The sequence below is a fragment of the Arthrobacter sp. KN11-1C genome (assembly GCF_052180225.1).
In the GTDB taxonomy this organism is placed as follows: Bacteria; Actinomycetota; Actinomycetes; order Actinomycetales; family Micrococcaceae; genus Arthrobacter.
In genome coordinates this window covers 2771585-2794848 of sequence record NZ_CP197467.1, presented here as the reverse complement: position 1 = coordinate 2794848, position 23264 = coordinate 2771585, and the positions used below count along the sequence as shown (strand labels likewise).

Sequence of the window (23264 nt, the reverse complement as noted above, 5' to 3'; positions counted from 1 at the left end):
CATCTGTCCGGCCACTTTACGATCCACCCATGCCGTTCCGGGAGTCCCATGATTCTCCCGCGGCCAGTATTACGAGTACCAACGGAGACCACCTTGTCAGAGCAGAATGACGCCGTATCGATCCCTACAGGGAACCCGCCGGCTACGGACAATCCCGGCTTCCGTCCAGCCGTCGTGGCGCCTGTTCCCCTCGAGGCCATCGCTGCCTCGCTCGGAATCGCGCTGCCCGCGGACACGGGCGGCACCTCGGTGACCGGTGTATCCCTCAACTCGCGCACGGTCGAGCCGGGGGATCTGTACCTGGCCCTGCCTGGAGCCACACGCCACGGGGCAGACTTCGTCACCCAAGCGGTGGCTGCCGGTGCCGTGGCGGTCCTGAGCGATGAAGACGGCGCCCGGCAATTGGCACTTGACGACCTTGCCGTTCCAGTGCTGATCGTTGAGAACCCCAGGGCCGCCGTCGGGACCCTCGCTGCCCTCATCTACTGCAGCCAGCCGCTCGATGGGGATTCGCCCACACTTTTCGGAGTGACCGGTACGAACGGCAAAACCACCACGACGTATTTCATCAACTCCCTCCTGCGCGCCCTGGGCATGAACCCCGGCCTCATCGGGACGATTGAAATCCTTGCCGGGGGCGACGCCATCCCGAGCCTGCTGACGACGCCCGAGTCCACGGATGTCCATGCCTTGCTCGCTCTCATGCGTGAACGTGGCCTCGACGCGGCTTCCATGGAGGTGTCCTCGCACGCGCTGTCATTCCACAGGGTCGACTCGGTGATGTTCGATGTTGCCGGTTTCACCAACCTGACACAGGACCACCTCGACCTGCACGGAAGCATGGACGAGTACTTCCGGACCAAGGCTGAGCTCTTCACGAGCGCGCGCGCACGGCGTGCCGTTGTGACCGTGGACGACCCCTGGGGGCGCTTGCTGGCCGACGAGGCGGGAATTCCCGTGACCACGCTGTCGGCGACGCCTGGAGGCGACGCTGACTGGACGGTGGAGTCTGCCAAGCAACGCGGGCTTGGAACGGACTTCGAATTGCGCCACCGGGATGGAACGGTCCTGAGTGTCCATACAGGGCTGCCGGGGGACTTCAACGTCGCCAACGCGGCCCTGGCCACCATCATGGTGCTCGACTCCGGCGTCGATCCGCAGGCCCTCCAGGCGGCACTGGACAGGCACGATCCCTTCACCGTTTCCGTGCCGGGCAGGATGCAGCTGATCTCGGAAGCCCCGGCTTCCGTCGTCGATTTCGCGCACAACCCGGACGCCCTCGCGCGGGCGCTGAAGGCCGTACGTTCGCAAGCACCCGGATCCCGCGTGATTGTCGTTTTCGGGGCCACAGGACAGCGTGACCAGGGCAAACGGCCGACCATGGGCGCCATCGCCGCCCGGCTCGCCGACGTCGTGATTGTCAGCGACGACGACCCCCATGACGAAGATGCCGCGACGATCCGTGCGGAAGTCCTCGCCGGGGCGCGTGCCGCCCGCGAATCAGAGGACCTGGCGTGCGAAATCGTCGAAGCGTTCCCCCGGGACGCTGCCATCCGCCAAGCCGTGGACCTGGCCTCTGAAGGGGACACCATCCTGATCGCCGGGCGGGGCCATGAAGTCTGGCAGGAAGTGAAGGGTGTCAACCTTGCCCTCGATGACCGGGTGGAGCTCCGGGCGGCCTTGACAGCCAGGGGATTCAAGGTTTCCACGGACGAGCGGATAGAGTCCTAGACCGAGATGATTGCACTTACTGCGGTGGAGATCGCCGATATTACCAATGGCCGATTGGCTGCGGACCCGGGCATTGTCCCGGTGTCCGTCGTTACCGATTCCCGTGAGGCGGCTACCGGATCGTTGTACGTGGCCAAGCCCGGAGAGAACGCCGACGGCCATGCCTACGTGGGCGCCGCGTTTGAGCGCGGTGCCGTTCTGGCGCTGACCGAGCGCGACGTTTCCGACGACGACGGACGGCCCTACCCCGCCGTCGTCGTCGATGACGCCGTGATCGCGATGGGTGCCCTGGCCGCAGAGTCCGTGCGCCGCATCCGTGCCGCACGTGCCGCGCAGGGGGAGCCGTTCACGGTCATCGGCATCACGGGCTCGGCGGGCAAGACCACTACCAAGGACCTGCTCGCGGGCATTCTTTCCCGGGCCGGAGCCACTGTGGCCCCGCAGGGTTCGTACAACGGAGAGGTCGGCGTTCCGCTCACCGTGTTCGGCGCAGATGCCGGCACCCGCTACCTCGTGATCGAAATGGGCGCCACCGGCGTCGGCCACATCAAGTACCTTGCCGAAATGGTCAAACCGGACATCGGCGTCGTTCTGTGCGTCGGCAGCGCCCACGCCGGCGAGTTCGGTGGCGTGGAGAACATCGCGAAGGCCAAGGGCGAACTCGTCGAGGCGCTGGGCCTCGATGGAACCGCCGTCATCAACCTCGACGACGCGCGGGTCGCGGCGATGGCCTCCCGCACCCGGGCCACCGTGCTCGGAACCACGGCCACGGGCGTATCCGGTTCCGCGGTCGAAGCGAGGAACGCCGATATCGACGGCGACGGCCACCCCGAATTCGAACTCCATCTGCCCGACGGCGGGGTCCCGCACCGGGTCCACAGCAAGCTCATCGGTGCGCACCACATCACCAACCTGCTGGCCGCGGCGGCCGCGGCATTCGCGGCAGGCCTCCCCGCCGCCGCGATTGCCGACTCGCTGAGCGAGCAGTCGGCGGCCAGCCGGTGGCGAATGGAACGCACTGAGCGGGCAGACGGCGTCACCATCATCAACGACGCCTACAACGCGAATCCGGAGTCCATGCGCGCAGCCTTGCGCACCCTCGCCGACCTCGGCCAGGGACGCCGAACCTGGGCGGTGCTGGGCGCGATGCTGGAGCTTGGCGAAGACTCCATCCGCGAACACACGGCAGTGGGCACGCAAGTGGTCCGCTTGAACATTTCACGGCTCGTCGTGGTTGGCCGGGAAGCCCGGGCGCTGTACATTTCCGCGATCCAGGAAGGCTCCTGGGGCGAGGAATGCAGTTTCACCGAGACGGCCGACGAGGCCTACGAACTGCTGCAGGCCGAGCTCGCACCCGGTGACCTGGTGCTTTTCAAGTCCTCCAACGGGGTGGGCCTAAGGTATTTGGGGGATCGGATAGCATTACCCCCACAGGCCGGAACGAGTGCGAACAGCGCGGCTACTACTGCCGCCAATGAAGGGAACGAGCTGCTGTGATTGCACTGTTGATCGGCGCGGGCGTCGCCCTCCTGGTGGCTCTGGTCGGTACGCCACTCTTTATCCGGTTCCTCGTCACCAAGGGCTACGGCCAGTTCATCCGCGACGACGGACCCACGTCCCACCACACCAAGCGCGGTACTCCCACCATGGGCGGTACCGTCGTCGTGGCCGCGGTGCTCATCAGCTATGGGTTGACCCACCTGATCATGTGGATGATGAATCCCCGATCGGCGGGGCCGTCTGCTTCGGGCCTGCTCTTGTTGTTCCTCATGGTTGGGATGGGATTCGTCGGCTTCCTCGACGATTTCATCAAGATCTCCAAGCAACGCAGCCTCGGACTCAATGCCAAAGCCAAGTTGATCCTCCAGGCCTTCGTCGGCATTGTGTTCGCGGTGCTGGTCCTGAACTTCCCCGACTCGCAGGGACTCACGCCGGCCTCCACGCATATTTCCCTCGTGCGGGACATTCCCTGGCTGAATCTGGCCTTTGGGGGGACGGTTCTTGGGGCCATCCTGTTCGTCATCTGGTCGAACCTGATCGTCACTGCCGCAACCAACGGCGTCAACCTCACGGACGGGCTGGACGGCCTTGCCGCCGGCGCCTCGATCATGGTCTTCGGGGCGTACACGCTCATGGGGATCTGGCAGAACAACCAGGCCTGCGGTTCACCCCGCGAGGCGGGCAGCGGCTGCTATTCGGTCCGCGACCCGCTCGACCTGGCGCTCTTGGCGGCCATTTGCAGTGCCGCCCTCGTGGGCTTCCTGTGGTGGAACACGTCTCCGGCGAAGATCTTCATGGGAGACACCGGTTCCCTGGCTATCGGCGGCGCGGTGGCCGGCTTTGCGATCCTCTCGCGCACCGAACTCCTCCTCGGCATCATCGGCGGACTCTTCGTCCTCATCACGCTGTCGGTCATCATCCAGGTGGGCTACTTCAAGGTCACCAAGGGCAAGCGTGTCTTCAAGATGGCCCCCCTCCAGCATCACTTCGAACTCAAGGGCTGGGCCGAGATCACGGTGGTTGTCCGATTCTGGATTCTTTGTGGCCTGTTCGTGGCCGCGGGCCTGGGGATTTTCTATGCTGAATGGGTGGTGCTGCTGTGAGCGCAAGTCCTCAAACGAAGCCATCGGCGAATGAACGGCTCCGGAACCTCGTCAGTTGGGATTCCGACTGGAAGGGCCTGCGCGTCGTCGTGACAGGCATTGGCGTCTCCGGTTTCGCGGCCGCCGATACTTTGATCGAACTCGGCGCACGGGTAGTGGTTGTTGACGCCGCCACCAGCGCAAAAGCCCTCGCCCAGGCTGACACCTTGAAGATCGTCGGCGCAGCCGACGTCCTCCTTGGCCAGGACGCCGTCGCAACGCTTCCCCGTGTGGACGGTGAAAAGGCCGAACTCGTCGTGACGTCTCCCGGCTGGCGGCCCGACCAGTCCCTCCTGGCAGCGGCCAAGCGGGCCCACGTGCCGGTGTGGGGCGACGTCGAACTCGCGTGGCGGGTCCGCGAACGCAAGGGCCGCAAGACGGCGGACTGGCTCACGATCACGGGCACCAACGGCAAGACCACCACGGTGGGCATGACGGAAGCCATGCTGCAGGCAGCCGGGCTCAAAGCAATCGCCGTGGGGAATGTGGGCACTCCCATCCTGGACGCGCTCCGTGATCCCGTGGAGTACGACGCTTTCGCGGTTGAGCTTTCCAGCTTCCAGTTGCACTGGATCGAATCGCTTTCCCCGGTGGCCAGCGTCTGCCTCAATGTCGCCGAGGACCACGTGGACTGGCATGGCTCCTACGAGTCCTACCTTGCGGACAAAGCACGGATCTTCGAGAACACCCAGAAGGCGTGCATTTACAACGCTGAACAGATCGAGACCGAACGCATGGTGGAAAACGCGGACGTGGTCGAGGGTTGCCGGGCAATCGGCTTCACTACCTTGACGCCGGCCGTCAGCATGCTCGGCGTCGTCGAGGGGTTGCTCGTGGACCGCGCCTTCATCGAGGAGCGCAAGAGTTCGGCTGAGGAACTTGCGTCCATGGCTGATCTGGGCCCGGCTGCGCCGCGCCACATGGTTGCCAACGCGCTGGCCGCGGCCGCGCTGGTGCGGGCCTACGGCGTCGAACCGTCGGCAGTGCGCCAGGGACTCAGGAACTATCTTCCGGGAGACCACCGCATCCAGCCTGTGGCCAAGCAGAACGGCGTGCTCTGGGTCAACGACTCCAAGGCGACCAATCCACACGCCGCGTCGGCCGCCCTCTCGGCGTTCACCAAGGTCGTCTGGATTGCGGGCGGTTTGTCCAAGGGCGTCAACTACGACGAGCTGGTCAAAAGCAACGCGACCCGGCTCAAGGCGGTGGTGCTCATCGGCTCCGACACCACGGACCTGGAAGCGTCCCTCAAGCGACACGCGCCGGATGTGCCCGTAATCGGGCAGCCCAAGGGCGACACTGAAATGGTGCAGTCCGCCGATTCAGCTGGTGCCGCCGCGGAACCGTCTCCGATCTTCGGCGACACCGTGATGGCCCATGCTGTCGAGTCGGCAGCGGGTATCGCCGAGTCCGGCGATACTGTGCTGATGGCCCCGGCGGCTGCCTCCATGGACCAGTTCTCTTCCTACGCTCACCGTGGCGATGCTTTCATCCGGGCAGTGCGCGAGCTTGTGGAAGGCCAGGCACAGACCACCGAGGAGTAACAATGGTCAGCACGCCCACGCGCAGCGGTCCCGGGCGGACCCGGGCCGTCAATGCAGGCCCCGCTGGACGCGCGGCCGGCGTTGCCCGAGCCTCGCTGCTGTCCCGCATTCGCTCCGGGATAACGGGTTTCTGGTCAACGCTTGAGGGAAGCGGCAAATCCAGGAACGGGTCCACGTACTACCTGATTCTCGGGGCATCGCTTGCGCTCACGGCAATCGGGATCATCATGGTCCTCTCTGCGTCCAGTGTCGAAGCGATTGCGGCCGGCGAGTCTCCCTATTCGATCGCCACCAAGCAAGGCATGTTCGCCGGCATCGGCATCGTTGCGATGCTGGTGCTTTCACGGGTCAACGTCCTGTGGCTGAAGAGATTCGCGTGGCCCTCGATCATTCTTGCCGGTGCCTTGTTGGTGCTGGTCCTCGTTATCGGCAAACGTGTGCTGGGCAACCAGAACTGGATCGAGATCGGGGGCTTCACCTTCCAGCCATCGGAATATGCCAAGTTCGCGCTGGTGCTCTGGATGGCGACGGTCCTGTCCGTGAAGGCCAAGCTCCTCGACAAGTGGACGCACGCACTGATCCCGATCGTCCCGGTCTCCGGCGTGATCATTACCTTGATTGTCCTGGGGCACGACCTTGGAACGTCGTTGGTGGTCATGTTGATCATGGCGGCCGGCTTGTTTTTCGGTGGCGTCAACTTGAAGCTCTTCGCCGGGGCCGGGGGTGTTGCCGCTGCAGTGGCACTGATACTCGCGGTGACCAGCGGAAACCGGATGTGCCGGATCACCTCGTGGATGGGGCAGAGCTGCGCGGGGGCGAGTGACATCGGCTTCCAAAGCGAACAGGGGCTCAGCGCCCTTGCCTCGGGCAGCTGGTTCGGAGTTGGCCTTGGCCAGAGCCGGCAAAAATACCAGTGGATTCCCGAAGCCCACAACGACTTCATCTTCGCGGTCATCGGGGAGGAACTCGGCCTCGTGGGGACCATCGTGGTCCTGGTGCTTTTCGCGCTGCTTGCCGTTGCCATCTACCGGGTTGTCAGCCACCAGGAAGACTTGTTCGCCCGCGTGCTCGGCGGCTCGATCATGGCGTGGATGCTTGGCCAGGCCGCGATCAACATGGCCATGGTGGCCGGCCTGCTGCCGGTGATCGGCGTTCCCCTGCCGTTCATTTCCTATGGCGGTTCGGCGTTGGTGATGTCCCTATGCGGCGTGGGCGTAGTCTTGTCTTTGGCCCGCGCCCAAATGGCTCCTGCCAGCCGTTCCAAGCCGCGCTGGCGACTTGCGAAAACTGCACGAAAGCGTACATAGCACTCCATGAATTCCCATACCAAGGATTCCCAGCCCAAACCCCTCTCCGTGGTCCTCGCCGGCGGCGGGACCGCCGGACACATCAGCCCGTTGCTCGCCATTGCAGATGCGATCAAGTCGCTGCGGCCGGATGCCAGGATCCTTGCCGTCGGCACTCCCAATGGCATGGAAACGCGGCTCGTTCCGGCCGCCGGCTACGAGTTGGCCACCATCGATCGGGTTCCCTTTCCCCGGAAGCCTTCCGCGGATCTGTTCAAACTGCCCGGCAGGCTGGCGGCGGCAGTCAAGCAAGCCGGACGAATTCTGGACGACGCACACGCCGACGTGCTCCTCGGCGTCGGCGGCTACGTCTGCACGCCGATGTACCTCGCGGCCTGGCGTCGCAGGATCCCCATCGTCATCCACGAGGCCAACACGCGCGCCGGGCTCGCCAACCGGGTGGGAGCCATGTTCACAAAGCATGTCGGGGTGGCCTTCCCCGAGACCCGGCTGCGGCATGCCCGCCACGTGGGGATGCCGATGCGCAAGGCCATCGCCGGTCTGGACCGTGAGGCTTGGCGCGCGGAGGCCCGGCAGTCCCTGGGCCTGGACGCCGGACAGCCAGCACTCATCGTGACGGGCGGCTCCTCCGGTGCCCAGAGCATCAACCGCACCATCGCCGGCGCGGTCGCCGCTTTGGCGGAAGCCGGCATCCAGACGCTGCACATCACCGGCCGGGGGAAGGCAGTGACCAACGACGACGGCGCCCCCCTGTCCGCCGACGGCTACCACCAGGTGGAGTACGTGGACGCCATGGAGAAGGTCTACGCGGCAGCAGACGTCCTGCTTGCCCGGTCCGGCGCGGCAACGGTGAGTGAGGTGGCCGCCGTCGGGCTCCCCGCGGTATTCGTTCCGCTGCCCATCGGAAACGGCGAGCAGGCAATGAACGCCTCCGCCTTGGTCAATGCCGGGGCGGCGCTTCTGGTCGACGACGGGGCCCTGACCGCGGAATGGCTCAAAGCCGAGGTGATTCCCTTGCTCACGGATCAGGCCCGCCTCGAGGACATGGCCAGCAAGGCAAAGGGACTTGGCATCAGAAATGCTGATCAGCGGATGGCTGATCTCGTCTTGGAAGCGGTAAGCGAATGACCCAGCCCCTCGCAGACATTGGTTCCCTTGGCCGGGTGCACTTCATCGGCATCGGGGGCGTGGGCATGTCCGCCATCGCACGCATCATGGTGGCCCGGGGCGTACCCGTGAGCGGTTCGGACGCGAAGGACCTGCCCGTCATGCAGGACCTCCGGTCCGCCGGGGCGCGGATCGCAGTTGGCTACGCCGCGGAAAACCTTGGTGACGCACAGACCGTCGTCGCCGGTTCGGCCATCAAGTCCGACAACCCGGAACTGGAGGCTGCCCGGGCCGCCGGCCTGCCGGTGCTGCACCGTTCGGAAGCCCTCGCGGCAACCATGGGCACGGACCGGGTGGTGACCGTGGCCGGCACGCATGGCAAGTCCACCACGACGTCAATGGTGGCCGTCTTGCTCAAGGAAGCGGGCCTCGATCCCTCGTTCGCCATCGGCGCCAACGTACCCGCCCTCGGCGTCAACGCGGCGCACGGCATTTCGGACATCTTCGTTGCCGAAGCCGACGAATCGGACGGCTCCTTCCTGAACTACCGGCCCCTCATAGCCGTGGTCACCAACGTCGAGGCCGACCACCTGGACTACTACGGCACGCCGGAGGCGGTCCATGCCTCCTTCGACAGCTTCGCTGCGCTGCTGCCCGCCAACGGGGTCCTTTTTGCCTGCGCGGACGACGACGGTGCCCGGGCCCTCGCTGAACGGACCCGCGCGGCGGGCAATACCCGGGTGCTGAGCTACGGGACCTCGGTGGACGCCGATATCCGCCTCCACGACGGGGGACCCGGCGATGTCCGCGTCTCTGTCGACGGACAGGAATACGCGCTTGACCTTCAAGTGCCCGGGCGGCACAACGCCTTGAACGCGGCGGCCGCGTTCGCCGTCGCCGTCGAGCTCGGCGTGGCGCCTGAGGCTGCCGCGGCCGCCCTTGGCCGCTTCACCGGAGCCTCGCGGCGATTTGAATTCAAGGGGCAGGGGAGGGGTGTGCGTGTCTACGACGATTACGCCCACCACCCCACGGAGGTCCGGGCGGCCTTGGCTGCGGCCCGCTCGGTGGCAGGCGGCAACAAGGTGCATGTGCTTTTCCAGCCGCACCTGTTTTCGCGCACCCGCGAATTCGCGGAGCAGTTTGCCGAAGCGCTTGGCGAGGCGGACACGGCCCTCGTGCTGGACATCTACCCTGCCCGCGAGGATCCCCTACCCGGAGTCACGAGTACCTTGATCACGGGCCGCCTGAAGAGCGGCAGGCTCGTGGCCGGCGGACAGGACGCACTGGACGCGGTTCTCGCGGCGGCCGGCGACGGTGACATCGTCCTGACGGTCGGAGCCGGCGACGTGACGGCCTACGGGCCCCGGATCGTGGAGTTGTTGGGTGGCTGACACCCGGAAGCCCACTTTCAAGCCGCAGGCCGGCAAGCCCGGCGTCGTCAGTGCTGAACGCAGCCTCGACGATCCCGCGGGAGACCTTTCGGAGGCCGACGGCGTCAAGGACAGCAACGTGCTGGCCTTTCCGGAGCCCAAAGGGCGCAAGCGGCGGCGGACGGTGCTCACGGTGTTGGCCATCGTCGTCGCGCTGGTCGCCGGAATCATCGTTGCGGCGGTCTACTCGCCGGTGTTCGCCGTGCGCACAGTGACTGTCGACGGCACCAAGCTGCTCCAAGCGGGGAGCGTCCAGAAAGCCCTTGAGCCGGTGAAGGGGAAACCCCTTCCGCAAATCAACGACGCCGACATCGCGGCGCTGCTCAAACCCCTCGTCCAGGTGCGGTCCGTCAGCACCGAGGCCCGCCCGCCGTCGGAACTCCTGGTCCACGTCGTGGAGCGGGTGCCTGTGGCGCTGGTCAAGAGCGGCGACAACTATTCACTGGTTGACGTCGATGGCGTCCAGCTTGGATCAACCGCCGATCCCGCATCGGTTGCCTTGCCCCTCATCGACGGGCAGGGAGCCAACCAGAGTCTCTTCAGGGCGATCACGGCTGTCCTTGCGACGCTGCCGGCGGATGTCCTGGCGAAGATGGCCAGCGCGTCGGCGTCCTCGCCGGACGCCGTCGAGCTCAAGCTGACGGACGGCAAGACTGTTGTCTGGGGGAATGCGGACGAGAAGGAGCTGAAGGCCCGCGTCCTCGAGGCGTTGCTCAAGGCTCCCGTCAATCCAAAAGTTCCGGTGAACGTTTACGATGTCAGCACGCCGAGGCATCCGTTTACCAAATAGGCAATTTCACGAAGTAATCTCGCCCGACGCACGGGGCTATTTTTCGGACTTTCACACGACACGCGGAGGCGGTCATTGAATGTCGGATTCATAGCCCATACCGTCACATAAGAGTTACTTGACATAACTATAACCTTCAACTAGAGGGTTAAGGTCCAAGGATTCAAGTTGGACTCGATCTGTTTCGCTATAGGACACAAGCAAGGGGCACGAAACGTGGCAGCACCGCAGAATTACTTGGCCGTCATCAAGGTCGTCGGCATCGGCGGCGGTGGCGTGAATGCAGTTAACCGAATGATCGAAGTCGGCCTCCGCGGCGTCGAGTTCATCGCCATCAACACCGATGCCCAGGCTCTCCTCATGAGCGACGCGGACGTCAAGCTTGACGTCGGCCGCGAGCTCACGCGAGGCCTGGGAGCCGGCGCCAACCCCGACGTCGGACGCCAGGCCGCCGAGGACCACGCCGACGAGATCGAAGAGGTCATCCGCGGAGCAGACATGGTGTTCGTCACCGCAGGCGAAGGTGGCGGAACCGGAACCGGCGGCGCCCCCGTCGTGGCCCGGATCGCCCGCTCGCTCGGTGCCCTGACCATCGGTGTCGTCACCCGGCCCTTCACCTTCGAAGGCCGCCGGCGCGCCGGTTCGGCCGAGGCCGGAATCGACGCCCTGCGCGACGAAGTCGATACCCTCATCGTCATCCCGAACGACCGCCTCCTCTCCATCAGCGACCGTAACGTCTCCGTCCTGGACGCTTTCCGTTCCGCTGACCAAGTACTCCTGTCCGGTGTCCAGGGCATCACGGACCTCATCACCACTCCCGGCCTGATCAACCTTGACTTCGCCGACGTGAAGTCGGTCATGCAGGGTGCGGGCTCCGCGCTGATGGGCATCGGCTCGGCCCGCGGCGAGGACCGCGCCGTCAAGGCGGCAGAGCTCGCCATCGCTTCGCCGCTCCTGGAAGCGTCGATCGACGGTGCGCACGGCGTCCTGCTCTCCATCCAGGGCGGCTCGGACTTGGGTCTGTTCGAAATCAACGAGGCCGCGCGGCTCGTGCAGGAAGTGGCCCACCCCGAGGCCAACATCATCTTCGGTGCCGTCATTGACGACGCCCTGGGCGACGAAGCACGCGTCACGGTCATCGCCGCTGGTTTTGACGACCTCAAGGCCACGTCCCCGTCAATGAACCAGTCCGCTGCCCAGCAGCCGGGCCAGCACCAGGCCCCTGCGGCCCCGGACCGTCCCGCACCTTCAGCTGCTCCGGCCTATTCGGCGCCGCAGCACGTGTCCGCCGGCGTCGGCGCTTCAGGCTTGAGCAACTGGGGCCAGCAGCGCCCGTCGGCCTTGCCGGCCGACTCAGGCTTCGACGTCGACCTTCCGGCCGTCGTCGAGCCGGACCTTTCGGGAAGCCGCACCGACGACCTCGATGTTCCGGACTTCCTGAAGTAGCCAGTCCGTTCCAACCCACCCAGGAGAGTCAGCCAGTAGTGTTTTGGTGGCGAAAAGAAGTGCGACCCGGGATATCGGTCGCCTTCTCCGATGACGATGCGGGCAACCTTGCACTGCACGTGGCGGACAACCCTGACGATGTCATGGCGCGCCGGGCCCGGCTGGAAGCAGCAGCGGGGCTCGGCGAACGCCGTTTCCAATTCATGAACCAGGTCCACGGGAAAGCCGTCGAATTCATCTCCGCGCACGGGGACGGACCGACGGCCGACGCCATGGTGTCCAGGGGGCAGCCGCTCGCTGTCATGGTGGCCGACTGCGTTCCCATCGTCCTGCTGGGCGAAGTGCGCAACGAAGCCGATCCCGTCCTTGCGGTGGTCCACGCCGGGCGGCCCGGTGTTGCGGCGGATATTGTTTCCGCCACCGTGCTGGATATGCGACACCGCGGTGCCGCGACCATCAGCGCCTGGATTGGACCTTCGATCTGCGGCGAATGCTACGAAGTTCCCGCAGAGCTGCGCTCCGAGGTTGCTGCTGCTGTCCCGGAAACCTGGTCGACAACCTCGTGGGGCACGCCGGCGCTGGATCTGCCGGCCGGTGTGCATGCCCAGCTGAAAGCCCTCGGCGTCACTGTCGAGTACTCGGGGGAGTGCACGCTCGAGACCGCGAAGCTTTACTCCTACCGGCGCAGTCAGCAAACCGGCCGCTTCGCGGGTTTGGTGTGGACCCATGGGTGAGGCTTTTCCAACAGCGGAGAGCGGGACGGACGACTCGCGGACCGCTGAACTGCGCGAACGGCTCGCCGCGGTCCGCCAGCGGATTTCGGCGGCAACCGCCGCCGCCGGGCGAAGCGAAGAGCCGCAGCTGATAGTGGTCAGCAAGTTCCATCCCGCAGCGGATGTCGCCCGGTTGGCGGCACTTGGCGTGACGGACGTCGGCGAAAACCGGGACCAGGAAGCATCCGCGAAGTTCACCGAGCTCGCCGGACTCCCGGTGCGTTGGCACTTCATCGGCCAACTGCAAAGCAACAAGGCCAAGTCCGTGGCGAAATACGCGTTTTCCGTGCAGTCGATCGACCGCCCTCAACTCGCCGACGCCTTGGCCAAGGCTGTTGCGCGGCAACAGTCAGAGACGGGCAGGCCGGACCTTGACTGCTACATCCAGGTCAATCTTGAGCACGACGGCGGCGCCCACCGCGGCGGTGCCGCCCCGTCCGACGTCGAACGCCTCGCCGGGTCCATCGCCACGGCTTCCGGGCTGCGCCTGGCCGGCGTGATGGCCGTCGCGCCGCTCGGAGCGCCCCCGGAGGCGGCGTTCGAGAAGCTCGCCGCCATTTCAATGGATCTGCGGAAGCTGCATCCGGACGCTGCGGGGATATCGGCCGGGATGAGCCAGGACCTCGAAGCTGCCGTTCAATTTGGTGCGACACACCTGCGAATTGGTTCGGATATTCTCGGTTCGCGTCCGCGCGTGGGGTAGCGTCAAAGTATTGGAAGCGACGGGCCGGGATTTCAGCTATGTCAAGTCATGGGCGGCCCGCCTACTGCAGACACGATAGGAGTCCAGCATGGCTGGCGCACTGCGCAAGACAATGGTTTATCTTGGGCTCGCCGATGGCGATGAACACTACGAGTCTGAGCAGCACGTGCAGCACACGGACGAGGACCGGTCTGTCGACCACAATCGTGAAGAGCGCCGCGCCCCTGCACCTGTACGTGAAGTAGTTCGTGAAGTCCCCCCTGTCGCCGAAGAGGAATACCGCGCACCCGTGACACCTATCAAGCGTGCGGCATCGAGCCGCGAAGACGCCTCCGGACTGAGGCAGATCACCACCGTCCACCCCCGCTCCTACAACGACGCCAAGATCATCGGCGAAAGTTTCCGGGACGGCATCCCCGTGATCATGAATGTCACCGACATGGGCGAGGGAGATGCCAAGCGCCTCGTCGACTTCTCCGCCGGGCTGGTCTTCGGACTCCATGGCAGCATCGAGCGCGTCACCAGCAAGGTTTTCCTGTTGTCGCCGTCGTACGTCGAAGTTCTTGGCGACGACAAGAAGGTCAGCGAAGCCCAAGCAACGTTCTTCAACCAGAGCTAGCACAGTCATCACGGATGCCAGGCAGAGCGATCTGCCTGGCATCTGTGTTGCAATAGAGGGACTGACCGAGAAAAGTGGCGAACTAGGAGATCTGAGCTAACCCGTGGGCATAGTTTTCGGCCTTTTGTACATTGCATTGCTGCTGTTCCTGGTCACCCTCATCATCAGGCTCGTTTTTGATCTGGTGCAGATGTTTGCGCGCCAGTGGCGCCCCCGTGGCGCTGCGCTGGTGGCCGCGCACGTGGTCTATTCGGTGACCGATCCGCCCCTGAAGCGGATCCGCCGGTTGATCCCGCCGCTGCAGCTTGGTGGGGTATCCCTTGACCTGGCATTTTTGATCGTGTTTATTGTCGTCAGCATCGCGATGGGATTCGTCTACTCGCTGGCGTAGCTCTTCCGCAGTCCATGTGCCGTCGATCTGTTTTCTTCGGCTTGTGGACTGCAAATCCTCCGACCCAACACGATGGTGTTGAATTGGGGGAATCAGATGATATTTAGGTACCGTAGTTTTGAACGGCCGGAAGGCCTACTGACTAACTAGACCAACGAGGTGACCAGATGGCTTTGACGCCAGAAGACGTTGTCAACAAGCGCTTTCAGCCGACCAAGTTCCGCGAAGGCTACGACCAGGACGAGGTCGACGACTTTCTCGACGAAATCGTCGTCGAGCTGAGGCGCTTGAACCAGGAGAACGACGAGCTGCGCAAGAAGCTCGGCGAAGGCGGAAGCCCGGTTCCGGCCAGCGCAGCATCGGCACCCGTGGTCGAGAAGGTGCCCGCTCCGGTGAAGGCTGACAAGGACGCCCAGGCCAAGGCGGAAGCCGAAGCCAAGGCTGCCGAGGCCGAGAAGAAGAAGGAACCGGTACCGGCTGTTGCCGCCGTTCCGGCCGCCTCCGCTCCCTCCGCTGGATCTCCTTCCGCAGAGTCCGCCGCCGGCCTTCTGGCCATGGCGCAGCAGATGCACGACAAGCACGTGTCCGATGGCGAGCAGCAGAAGGAAAAGATCATCGCCGAGGCGCAGATCGAAGCCTCCAGCCTCGTCAACGACGCCCAGGACAAGTCCCGCAAGATCCTCGGTGCCCTCGAGCAGCAGCGCAGCGTTCTCGAACGCAAGGTGGAGCAGCTCCGCGGCTTCGAGCGCGACTACCGCTCCCGCCTGAAGGCCTACATCGAAGGCCAGCTGCGTGACCTGGATGCCCGCGGCTCAGTTGCGGCTCCCGAGGTCGGCGAAGCCGCCGCAGAGGTCTAGCAAGTATTCTGAAAGCCGGTGGCTGGGGATTCCTCGGCCGCCGGCTTTCGCCTGTTAAGGCGCCAGAAGCCACAGTTACCGAATGAAAGTACTATGAGCGACGAACAAACTGACGGCACGGAACAAACGAACGGCATCCCGGAGCCAGTCCGCACTAAGGTCCACACGTGGCGTCCCGCACTGCTTTGGGTCTTTGCAGGCTTCGCCGTGTTCGCGTACGCCTTCGACCAACTGACCAAACTCTGGGTCACCAGCACCATGGTCGAAGGTGAGCGGATCCCCGTCCTTCCTCCGCTCCTGCATTGGTACTACATCCGAAACTCCGGTGCCGCGTTCTCCATCGGTGAAAACGTCACATGGGTGTTCACCATCGTCATGGCGGCCGTTTCAGTGGTGATCCTGTTCCAGGTGCGCCGATTGGGCTCGGCCTGGTGGTCGCTGGCCCTCGGCTTGCTGCTGGGCGGTGCACTCGGCAACCTGACGGACCGGCTGTTCCGCGAACCCTCCTTTGCCATGGGCCACGTGGTGGACTTCATCCAGCTGCCCAACTTCGCCATCTTCAACATCGCCGACTCGGCGGTGGTTTCCGGCGTCGTGATCATTTGCCTGCTGACCATTCGGGGGATCGGGCTCGACGGCTCCCGCCACCATTCCGCCGGTTCCGCGCCCGCCAAGGCAGGCACGCCCGAGGACGAGGTTCCGGGCGATGTCTGAGCACTTCGTGGTCCCCGAAGAACTGGGCGGGAGCAGGGCCGACGCAGGCTTGGCGAAGCTCATGGATATCTCCCGATCCGCGGCTGCCTTGCTGATCGCCGAGGGCAACGTGACCGGCTCCGCGGGCACGGTGGGCAAATCGGCGAAGCTCGTTGCCGGTTCCGTGCTGGAAGTCACCGTTCCCGAACGCCGGGATCCCTTGGAAGTCGTGGAGGAAGTCGTGGAAGGCTTGAATATCCTGTTGGACGATGACGATTTTGTCGTCATCGACAAGCCTGTTGGCGTGGCTGCGCATCCGTCACCGGGGTGGGTGGGCCCCACCGTGGTGGGCGGCCTCGCCGGTGCGGGATACCGGATCTCGACGTCCGGCGCGCCTGAACGCGCCGGCATCGTCCACCGTCTCGACGTCGGAACCTCCGGCGTCATGATTGTCGCAAAGAGCGAACACGCTTACACCGTACTCAAACGGGCCTTCAAGGAACGCACCGTGGACAAGGTGTACCACGCAGTGGTCCAGGGCCTGCCGGACCCGCTTGAGGGCACCATCGACGCACCCATCGGGCGGCACCCCGGGCATGACTGGCGATTCGCGGTCATCGAGGACGGGCGTCCCTCGGTGACGCACTACGAAGTCCTCGAGGCCTATGGCAAGGCGACCCTCGTGGAGATCCACCTCGAGACGGGCAGGACCCACCAGATCCGGGTCCACTTTTCGGCCCTCAGGCACCCCTGCGCGGGCGACCTGACCTATGGAGCGGACCCGCGGCTGGCTGCCAACCTGGGACTTACCCGGCAGTGGCTGCACGCACGGCGGCTTGGCTTCAGCCACCCCCGGACGGGCGAATGGGTGGAAGTCACCAGCGAGTATCCGGCGGACTTGCGGTACGCCCTGGAACTTCTTGAAAGCGGGAACGCGTAGCGGGATCCACGCTTCCAGCGCGCCACTCCAACTGCGGGATCCCTGCCGGTAGACTGTCGTGGTGACTTCCAGCAATGACTCGTTCGTCCATCTGCACACCCACACTGAATACTCCATGCTGGATGGTGCGGCCCGTCTCACCGAGTTGTTCGATGAGACCGAGCGGCTGGGGATGCCTGCGCTGGCCACCACGGACCACGGCTACCTGTTCGGCGCCTTCGATTTCTGGAAGAAGGCCACGGACAAAGGCATCAAGCCGATCATCGGCGTAGAAGCCTACGTCACCCCGGGCACGGCGCGCGGCGACAAGGAGCGCGTCCGTTGGGGCGAGGAGAGCCAGCGCAAGGACGACGTCTCCGGTGGTGGTTCCTACACCCATATGACGTTGTTGAGCTACAACAACGTCGGCATGCGCAATCTGTTCCGGGCATCCTCGATTGCTTCCCTCGACTCGGTGTTCGGTAAATGGCCCCGCCTCGACCGGGAGTTGCTCAACACCTATTCCGAGGGCCTGATCGCCACCACCGGCTGCCCTTCCGGTGAAGTCCAGACCCGCCTTCGGCTGGGGCAATACCGGGAGGCACTGGCTGCGGCTTCCGAATTCCGCGACATCTTCGGTGCGGAAAACTACTTCTGCGAACTGATGGACCACGGCCTGGACATCGAGCGGCGGGTCACAGGCGACCTGCTGCGTCTGGCGAAGGAACTGAAGCTTCCGCTCGTGGCCACCAATGACCTCCACTACACGCACGAGCATGACGCGAAGGCCCATGAGGCTTTGTTGGCGATCCAGTCGGGCTCCACGCTCCTCGAGCCCACCTATGACAACGGCGGCTCGCGATTCGCTTTCTCCGGCAGCGGCTACTACTTGAAGTCGCCGCAGGAGATGCGCGAGTTGTTCCGCGACCATCCTGAGGCCTGCGACAACACCTTGCTGATCGCCGAGCGCTGCGAAGTGTCCTTCAACACGGGCGCGAACTACATGCCGCGGTTCCCATGCCCTCCCGGCGAGGACGAGACCTCCTGGCTCGTCAAGGAAGTAGCCACGGGACTCGATTACCGCTACCCTGACGGCGTCCCGGACAAGGTGCGCAAGCAAGCGGACTATGAGCTTGACGTCATCACGTCCATGGGATTCCCCGGCTACTTCCTCGTGGTGGCCGACTTCATCAACTGGGCCAAGAACAACGGGATCCGGGTGGGTCCGGGCCGTGGTTCCGGTGCGGGCTCCATGGTGGCCTATGCCATGCGCATCACCGACCTCGATCCGCTGGCGCACGGCCTGATCTTCGAGCGCTTCCTCAACCCGGACCGCGTCTCCATGCCCGACTTCGACGTCGACTTCGATGATCGTCGCCGCTCCGAGGTCATCGACTACGTCACCCGGAAGTACGGCGACGAGCGCGTTGCCATGATCGTCACCTACGGCACCATCAAGACCAAGCAGGCACTCAAGGACTCCTCCCGCGTGCTCGGCTACCCGTTCAGCATGGGCGAGCAGCTCACCAAGGCCCTGCCGCCGGCCGTGATGGCCAAGGACATCCCGTTGGCGGACATCCAGAACCCGGAGGCCAAGCGCTATGGGGAGGCGGGAGACTTCCGCCAGCTCATCAGCACGGACCCGGAGGCCGCCAAGGTCTTCGAGACCGCCCTGGGCATCGAGGGGCTGAAGCGGCAGTGGGGCGTGCACGCCGCAGGCGTCATCATGTCCTCGGACCCCATCATCGACGTCATTCCTGTCATGCGCCGCATCCAGGACGGCCAGGTCATCACGCAGTTCGACTACCCGACGTCCGAAGGCCTTGGCCTGATCAAGATGGACTTCCTCGGCCTGAGGAACCTGACGATCATTTCCGACGCCCTGGAAAACATCACGATGAACCGCGGCGTCGACCTGGATCTCGAGCACCTGGCGTTGGACGATCCGGCGTCGTACGAGTTGCTGGCGCGCGGCGACACGCTCGGCGTCTTCCAGCTCGACGGCGGACCCATGCGGTCCCTGCTCAAGCTCATGAAGCCTGACAACTTCGAAGACATCTCCGCCGTGTTGGCGCTGTACCGGCCCGGTCCCATGGGCGCCAACGCGCACACTGACTACGCGCTCCGCAAGAACAAGATCCAAGAGGTCATCCCGATCCATCCGGAGCTCGAGGAACCGCTCTCCGAAATCCTCGGCGGAACGTATGGCCTGATCGTGTACCAGGAGCAGGTCATGGCCGTGGCCCAGAAGCTGGCCGGCTACTCGCTGGGCCAGGCCGATATCCTCCGGCGCGCCATGGGCAAGAAGAAGAAATCCGAACTGGACAAGCAGTTTGCCGGCTTCTCCCAGGGCATGCAGGACAACGGCTACTCCATGGCCGCCGTCAAGACCCTGTGGGACATCCTGCTCCCGTTCTCCGACTACGCCTTCAACAAGGCGCACTCGGCCGCGTACGGGGTCATCTCCTACTGGACCGCGTACCTGAAGGCCCACTACGCTCCCGAATACATGGCGGCCCTGCTCACGTCCGTGGGCGACGACAAGGACAAATCGGCCATCTACCTCAATGAATGCCGGCGCATGGGCATCACGGTCCTGCCGCCGGACGTCAACGAGTCAAGCCTCAACTTCACCCCTGTGGGAACCGACATCCGCTTCGGGATGGGGGCCATCCGCAACGTCGGCGTCAACGTGGTGGAAGCCATGGTTGCCGCCCGGGGGAGCGAGGGCAACTACACCTCCTTCAAGGACTTCCTCATGAAGGTTCCGGCGGTCGTCTGCAACAAGCGCACCATCGAGTCACTCATCAAGGCCGGCGCGTTCGATTCGCTCGGCCATCACCGCCGGGCGCTTGCCATGGTCCACGAAGAAGCGATCGATTCGGTCATCACGCTCAAGCGCAATGAGGCGATCGGCCAGTTCGATCTCTTCGCCGGATTCGAAGACCAGGAGCCGCAGGCCTCCCTGAGTACCGAGATCCCGGACCTGCCGGAATGGGAGAAGAAGGACAAGCTCGCCTTCGAGCGGGACATGCTTGGACTCTATGTCTCGGACCACCCCCTGCAGGGGCTTGAGGGCGTGCTGAGCCAGCATGCCGAGCAGTCGATCACCTCGATCCTGGGAGAAGACGGACCGCACGACGGCGCCATCGTCACCATCGCGGGGATGATCACCTCACTCAGCCGGAGGATCGCCAAGGCAAGCGGCAACGCCTACGCGCGGGCCGAGATCGAAGACCTGGGTGCCTCCATCGAGGTCATGTTCTTCGGCCAGGTCTACGGCCCCATCGCTTCGGTCCTCGCGGAGGACCTGATCGTCGTGGTCAAGGGGCGCTTGCAGCGGCGCGACGACGGTGCGGTCACCCTGAACTGCATGGAGCTTTCGGTTCCGGACCTCAGCGAGGGTACCAATGGCCCGTTGGTCATCACCATGCCCACCTACAAGGCAACCGAGGCCGTCGTCACCGATCTTCGCGATGTCCTGACGACGCACCGGGGAAACTCCGAGGTCAGGCTCCACCTGCAGGGTGACTCCAAGGTCGAGGTCATGGGCCTGCCGGTGCACTTGCGCGTGAATCCCACACCGTCGCTTTTCGGCGATCTCAAGGTACTTCTCGGCCCGACCTGCCTGGACAGTTGAACTTGATCTCCTGCCTTAACTAAATTTCGTAGTCGAGCGGGACCGGCTGGCCGTAGGAGCCCGAGTGGTACAGCAGCGGGGTGTCATCCTCGCCGACCAGCCCGTCGACAACCTCCACCACGACGATCGCGTTGTTTTCGAAGGACAGGCGCATCTGGATCTTGCCGATCAACCAGCCGGCCACGTTCTTCAGGATGGGGACATCGAAGGGGCCTGGTTCCCAGTGGTCGCCTTCAAAGCGTTCCTGGGTGCGGGCGAAGCGGTCTGCAAGGGCCTGGTTCTCGAGGCCGAGCATGTGCAGGCCGATATACGTTGAATTCGCCACTGCCGGCCAGGAGCTGGAACTGCGGGACATGTTGAAGGTGAAGCGTGGCGGCTCGGCGGACAGCGAGGCCACGGACGTCGCGGTGAAGCCGAAAGGCTTGCCGTTGAGGTCGGCAGTGATGATGGCCACGCCGGCGGCATGCCGGCGGAACATTTGTTTGAATGTTCCTTCAAAAGCCGAATTGTCCGAAGCCACTTTGCCGATCTCCTGAGTGATCCATTGGTAATAACGCTGGTGGATTCAGCGTATTCCGCTGCCCGCCGGGGCGCTTGCTTGTTGAGCATCCAGAAACGTTTGTTAATGTTTGTGTCATGACCAAGCCAACATCGAACCTTCTCGACTCCGGTCCCGCGCGGGACACGGATCCGGACACCGGCACGGACACGGGCAGTCGGGACCGCAAATTGTGGCTATGGCTTGTGGTGCCTGCCGCCTCCGGCCTTGGACTTGGCCTCGCGTGGTGGCTGTTGGCTCCGGGCGGCCTGAACGTGGTCTCCGGAAATCCCGCCCTCGCCGATCCGACAGCCTCGGCCGGCCGGCTACCGAGGGACCTGGTCCTGGCCGGGCTGCTGTTGCTTTCCGGCTGCTTCACGGCAGTCCTGCTCGACAGCAAGGTCCGGAAACCGGGGCACGGCATCCGCACGTTCCTGGCTGTCCTGGGTGGCGCAGTGGGGGCACTCGTGGCCTGGCAGGTGGGCCTGCTGGCCGCGCAGTGGTGGGGTCCCGCCTCAAACGGCGGTGACGGCTTCTCATTGCGGGCGGCGTCGGCACTCTTGCTGTGGCCGGGAGCAACCGCCCTCGTGACATTCCTCTTGACTCTTTTCGGCTTGATGGGAAAGCAGCCCGAGGCACTGCCGCTCGCCCCGTAAAATGATCTGGTGACCATTTCTCCGGAGAACCCTGCCGACACCGCCGCCCAGTCCCTGGACTTCCGCCGCATTGACTTGCGCGGACGGTCCCTGACCTTGGCGGAACTGCGGGCCGCGGTGCCCCGGGCGAAGCATCAGACCATGGCGGACGCCGAACAAAAAGTCCTGGACATCATTGCGGCGGTCCGCTCCCGCGGCTTCGAAGCCCTGGGCGAGTTCGCGTTGGCGTTCGACGGCGTGGAACAATCCCACCCCCGCGTACCTGCCCCGGCCCTTGCCGAAGCCCTTGAAAACCTCGACCCGTCCGTCCGGGCGGCCCTGGAGGAATCCATCAGCCGTGCCCGGCGCTTTGCGGACGGCCAGCGGCCGGCGAACGTCGATGTGGAACTGGGGGACGGCGCCGTCGTGAGCCAGAACTGGGTACCGGTGGGGCGCGTGGGACTGTATGTTCCGGGCGGGCTGGCCGTCTACCCGTCCTCGGTGATCATGAACGTTGTTCCGGCGCTGGCTGCCGGCGTCGCCTCGATCGCGTTGGCTTCCCCGCCCCAGAAGGACTTCGGCGGCTTGCCCCACCCCACCATCCTGGCCGCAGCCGCTTTGCTGGGAATTGACGAGGTGTACGCCATCGGAGGTGCGCAGGCGATCGTCTCCTTCGCGTACGGCATCCCCGGGACCGGCGAGGACCAGCCCATCGAGCCCGTGGACGTCGTGACCGGCCCCGGTAACATCTTCGTGGCCACCGCCAAACGCCTTGTGAAGGGCGTCGTGGGGATCGACTCCGAGGCCGGCACCACCGAGATCGCCATCTTGGCCGACGATTCGGCCCGGCCCGCGCTCGTCGCCGCCGACCTCATCAGCCAGGCCGAGCACGACCCCAAGGCGGCGTCCGTCCTGATCACCGATTCGGAGGAACTCGCCTCGGCCGTGCAGCGGGAACTGGCGCTGCAGGCCGGAACCACGAAGCACGGCGAACGGGTCACCACCGCGTTGTCGGGCCCGCAGTCGGGCGTGGTGCTGGTAGACGATCTTGAGCAGGGCATCGCCGTCTGCGATGCGTACGCGGCCGAGCACCTGGAAATCATGACGGCGGACGCGGCCGCGGTGGCCGCACGGATCCGCAACGCCGGGGCGATTTTCGTGGGGGACTACAGCCCGGTCAGCCTCGGGGACTACTGCGCCGGCTCCAACCACGTCTTGCCCACGAGCGGCACCGCAGCCTTCTCTTCCGGCCTGAACGTGACAACATTCCTGCGCGCGGTCCAAGTGATCAACTACGACAAGGCCGCCTTGGAACAGGTCAGCCGGCACATCGTGAGCCTCGCGGATGCCGAGGACCTTCCCGGTCACGGCGACGCTGTCAAGATTCGTTTCGCGGGGGCCTAAACCACTACATGTATGGGTCACAACCACTACATATAGTAATTACAGTGTTGTCATTAGGACTCATGTAGCCGTAAACTGGTGCCGGAAGTCAAACT

General features: G+C 64.7%; 20 protein-coding genes. 19 read left to right on the top strand and 1 reads right to left on the bottom strand.

Going from position 1 to position 23264, the window contains the following annotated elements:
• Positions 1-93 precede the first annotated feature (93 nt).
• The 17 genes from ACSBOX_RS13080 (at position 94) to dnaE (ending at position 20592) form a co-directional block, all read left to right on the top strand.
• Positions 94-1731, top strand: a complete 1638-nt coding sequence (locus tag ACSBOX_RS13080; protein WP_442542842.1) for a UDP-N-acetylmuramoyl-L-alanyl-D-glutamate--2,6-diaminopimelate ligase — start codon at positions 94-96, stop codon at positions 1729-1731.
• Positions 1732-1737: 6 nt separating this feature from the next.
• Complete coding sequence (locus tag ACSBOX_RS13075) at positions 1738-3228, top strand: UDP-N-acetylmuramoyl-tripeptide--D-alanyl-D-alanine ligase (RefSeq protein WP_442542841.1); 1491 nt, start codon at positions 1738-1740, stop codon at positions 3226-3228.
• Positions 3225-4334 (top strand): phospho-N-acetylmuramoyl-pentapeptide-transferase, encoded by a 1110-nt coding sequence (mraY, locus tag ACSBOX_RS13070; protein WP_442542840.1) that lies wholly within the window; start codon positions 3225-3227, stop codon positions 4332-4334. Before ACSBOX_RS13075 ends, mraY begins: the two co-directional genes overlap by 4 nt.
• Positions 4316-5917 (top strand): UDP-N-acetylmuramoyl-L-alanine--D-glutamate ligase, encoded by a 1602-nt coding sequence (murD, locus tag ACSBOX_RS13065; protein ID WP_442542839.1) that lies wholly within the window; start codon positions 4316-4318, stop codon positions 5915-5917. The genes mraY and murD overlap by 19 nt, the downstream gene beginning before the upstream one ends.
• A 2-nt stretch (positions 5918-5919) precedes the next feature.
• Positions 5920-7224 (top strand): putative lipid II flippase FtsW, encoded by a 1305-nt coding sequence (gene ftsW / locus ACSBOX_RS13060; RefSeq protein ID WP_442542838.1) that lies wholly within the window; start codon positions 5920-5922, stop codon positions 7222-7224.
• Between the two features lie 6 nt (positions 7225-7230).
• Positions 7231-8352, top strand: a complete 1122-nt coding sequence (murG, locus tag ACSBOX_RS13055) for an undecaprenyldiphospho-muramoylpentapeptide beta-N-acetylglucosaminyltransferase (protein ID WP_442542837.1) — start codon at positions 7231-7233, stop codon at positions 8350-8352.
• On the top strand, positions 8349-9722 hold the full coding sequence (murC, locus tag ACSBOX_RS13050; RefSeq protein ID WP_442542836.1) for a UDP-N-acetylmuramate--L-alanine ligase: 1374 nt from the start codon (positions 8349-8351) through the stop codon (positions 9720-9722). The genes murG and murC overlap by 4 nt, the downstream gene beginning before the upstream one ends.
• Entirely contained in the window at positions 9715-10551 is an 837-nt protein-coding gene (locus ACSBOX_RS13045; protein WP_442542835.1) for a cell division protein FtsQ/DivIB, read from the top strand. The genes murC and ACSBOX_RS13045 overlap by 8 nt, the downstream gene beginning before the upstream one ends.
• Before the next feature lie 216 nt (positions 10552-10767).
• The gene (gene ftsZ, locus ACSBOX_RS13040; RefSeq protein ID WP_241710357.1) at positions 10768-11997 is read left to right on the top strand and encodes a cell division protein FtsZ; all 1230 of its coding nucleotides are present in this window, start codon (positions 10768-10770) and stop codon (positions 11995-11997) included.
• A 38-nt stretch (positions 11998-12035) separates the two neighbouring features.
• The gene (locus tag ACSBOX_RS13035) at positions 12036-12731 is read left to right on the top strand and encodes a polyphenol oxidase family protein (RefSeq protein ID WP_442542834.1); all 696 of its coding nucleotides are present in this window, start codon (positions 12036-12038) and stop codon (positions 12729-12731) included.
• Positions 12724-13473: a YggS family pyridoxal phosphate-dependent enzyme gene (locus ACSBOX_RS13030; protein WP_442542833.1), complete on the top strand. Its 750-nt coding sequence runs from the start codon at positions 12724-12726 to the stop codon at positions 13471-13473. Before ACSBOX_RS13035 ends, ACSBOX_RS13030 begins: the two co-directional genes overlap by 8 nt.
• Positions 13474-13561: 88 nt before the next feature.
• Positions 13562-14092, top strand: a complete 531-nt coding sequence (locus tag ACSBOX_RS13025) for a cell division protein SepF (RefSeq protein ID WP_078105563.1) — start codon at positions 13562-13564, stop codon at positions 14090-14092.
• 103 nt (positions 14093-14195) lie between these two features.
• On the top strand, positions 14196-14483 hold the full coding sequence (locus ACSBOX_RS13020; RefSeq protein ID WP_078105562.1) for a YggT family protein: 288 nt from the start codon (positions 14196-14198) through the stop codon (positions 14481-14483).
• 167 nt (positions 14484-14650) lie between these two features.
• Positions 14651-15340 (top strand): DivIVA domain-containing protein, encoded by a 690-nt coding sequence (locus tag ACSBOX_RS13015; protein WP_442542832.1) that lies wholly within the window; start codon positions 14651-14653, stop codon positions 15338-15340.
• 93 nt (positions 15341-15433) lie between these two features.
• On the top strand, positions 15434-16054 hold the full coding sequence (lspA, locus tag ACSBOX_RS13010) for a signal peptidase II (RefSeq protein ID WP_442542831.1): 621 nt from the start codon (positions 15434-15436) through the stop codon (positions 16052-16054).
• Positions 16047-16973: an RluA family pseudouridine synthase gene (locus ACSBOX_RS13005; protein ID WP_442542830.1), complete on the top strand. Its 927-nt coding sequence runs from the start codon at positions 16047-16049 to the stop codon at positions 16971-16973. The genes lspA and ACSBOX_RS13005 overlap by 8 nt, the downstream gene beginning before the upstream one ends.
• A 61-nt stretch (positions 16974-17034) precedes the next feature.
• Positions 17035-20592, top strand: coding sequence for a DNA polymerase III subunit alpha (dnaE, locus tag ACSBOX_RS13000; protein ID WP_442542829.1), 3558 nt, complete (start codon positions 17035-17037; stop codon positions 20590-20592).
• A gap of 19 nt (positions 20593-20611) precedes the next feature.
• Here dnaE and ACSBOX_RS12995 read toward each other — a convergent pair whose 3' ends face one another.
• A complete protein-coding gene (locus ACSBOX_RS12995; RefSeq protein ID WP_113990687.1) occupies positions 20612-21070 on the bottom strand; it encodes a flavin reductase family protein in 459 nt (152 codons plus the stop codon).
• Positions 21071-21228: 158 nt separating this feature from the next.
• Here ACSBOX_RS12995 and ACSBOX_RS12990 point away from each other — a divergent pair, with 158 nt between their 5' ends.
• Positions 21229-21786 carry a hypothetical protein gene (locus tag ACSBOX_RS12990; RefSeq protein ID WP_442542828.1) on the top strand — a complete coding sequence of 186 codons (558 nt, stop codon included), beginning with the start codon at positions 21229-21231 and terminating at the stop codon, positions 21784-21786.
• Between the two features lie 9 nt (positions 21787-21795).
• Positions 21796-23169 (top strand): histidinol dehydrogenase, encoded by a 1374-nt coding sequence (hisD, locus tag ACSBOX_RS12985; RefSeq protein ID WP_442542827.1) that lies wholly within the window; start codon positions 21796-21798, stop codon positions 23167-23169.
• Positions 23170-23264: the final 95 nt, after the last annotated feature.

Bases quoted from the DNA above. Each gene is read 5' to 3' on its own strand.
- murG (WP_442542837.1), top strand. From the start codon at position 7,231: ATGAATTCCCATACCAAGGATTCCCAGCCCAAACCCCTCTCCGTGGTC.
- ACSBOX_RS13025 (WP_078105563.1), top strand. From the start codon at position 13,562: ATGGCTGGCGCACTGCGCAAGACAATGGTTTATCTTGGGCTCGCCGAT.
- lspA (WP_442542831.1), top strand. From the start codon at position 15,434: ATGAGCGACGAACAAACTGACGGCACGGAACAAACGAACGGCATCCCG.
- ACSBOX_RS13005 (WP_442542830.1), top strand. From the start codon at position 16,047: ATGTCTGAGCACTTCGTGGTCCCCGAAGAACTGGGCGGGAGCAGGGCC.
- ACSBOX_RS12990 (WP_442542828.1), top strand. From the start codon at position 21,229: ATGACCAAGCCAACATCGAACCTTCTCGACTCCGGTCCCGCGCGGGAC.
- murD (WP_442542839.1), top strand. From the start codon at position 4,316: ATGGGTGGTGCTGCTGTGAGCGCAAGTCCTCAAACGAAGCCATCGGCG.
- ACSBOX_RS12995 (WP_113990687.1), bottom strand. From the start codon at position 21,070: ATGTTCCGCCGGCATGCCGCCGGCGTGGCCATCATCACTGCCGACCTC.
- ftsW (WP_442542838.1), top strand. From the start codon at position 5,920: ATGGTCAGCACGCCCACGCGCAGCGGTCCCGGGCGGACCCGGGCCGTC.
- ACSBOX_RS13075 (WP_442542841.1), top strand. From the start codon at position 1,738: ATGATTGCACTTACTGCGGTGGAGATCGCCGATATTACCAATGGCCGA.
- ACSBOX_RS13015 (WP_442542832.1), top strand. From the start codon at position 14,651: ATGGCTTTGACGCCAGAAGACGTTGTCAACAAGCGCTTTCAGCCGACC.
- ACSBOX_RS13030 (WP_442542833.1), top strand. From the start codon at position 12,724: ATGGGTGAGGCTTTTCCAACAGCGGAGAGCGGGACGGACGACTCGCGG.
- murC (WP_442542836.1), top strand. From the start codon at position 8,349: ATGACCCAGCCCCTCGCAGACATTGGTTCCCTTGGCCGGGTGCACTTC.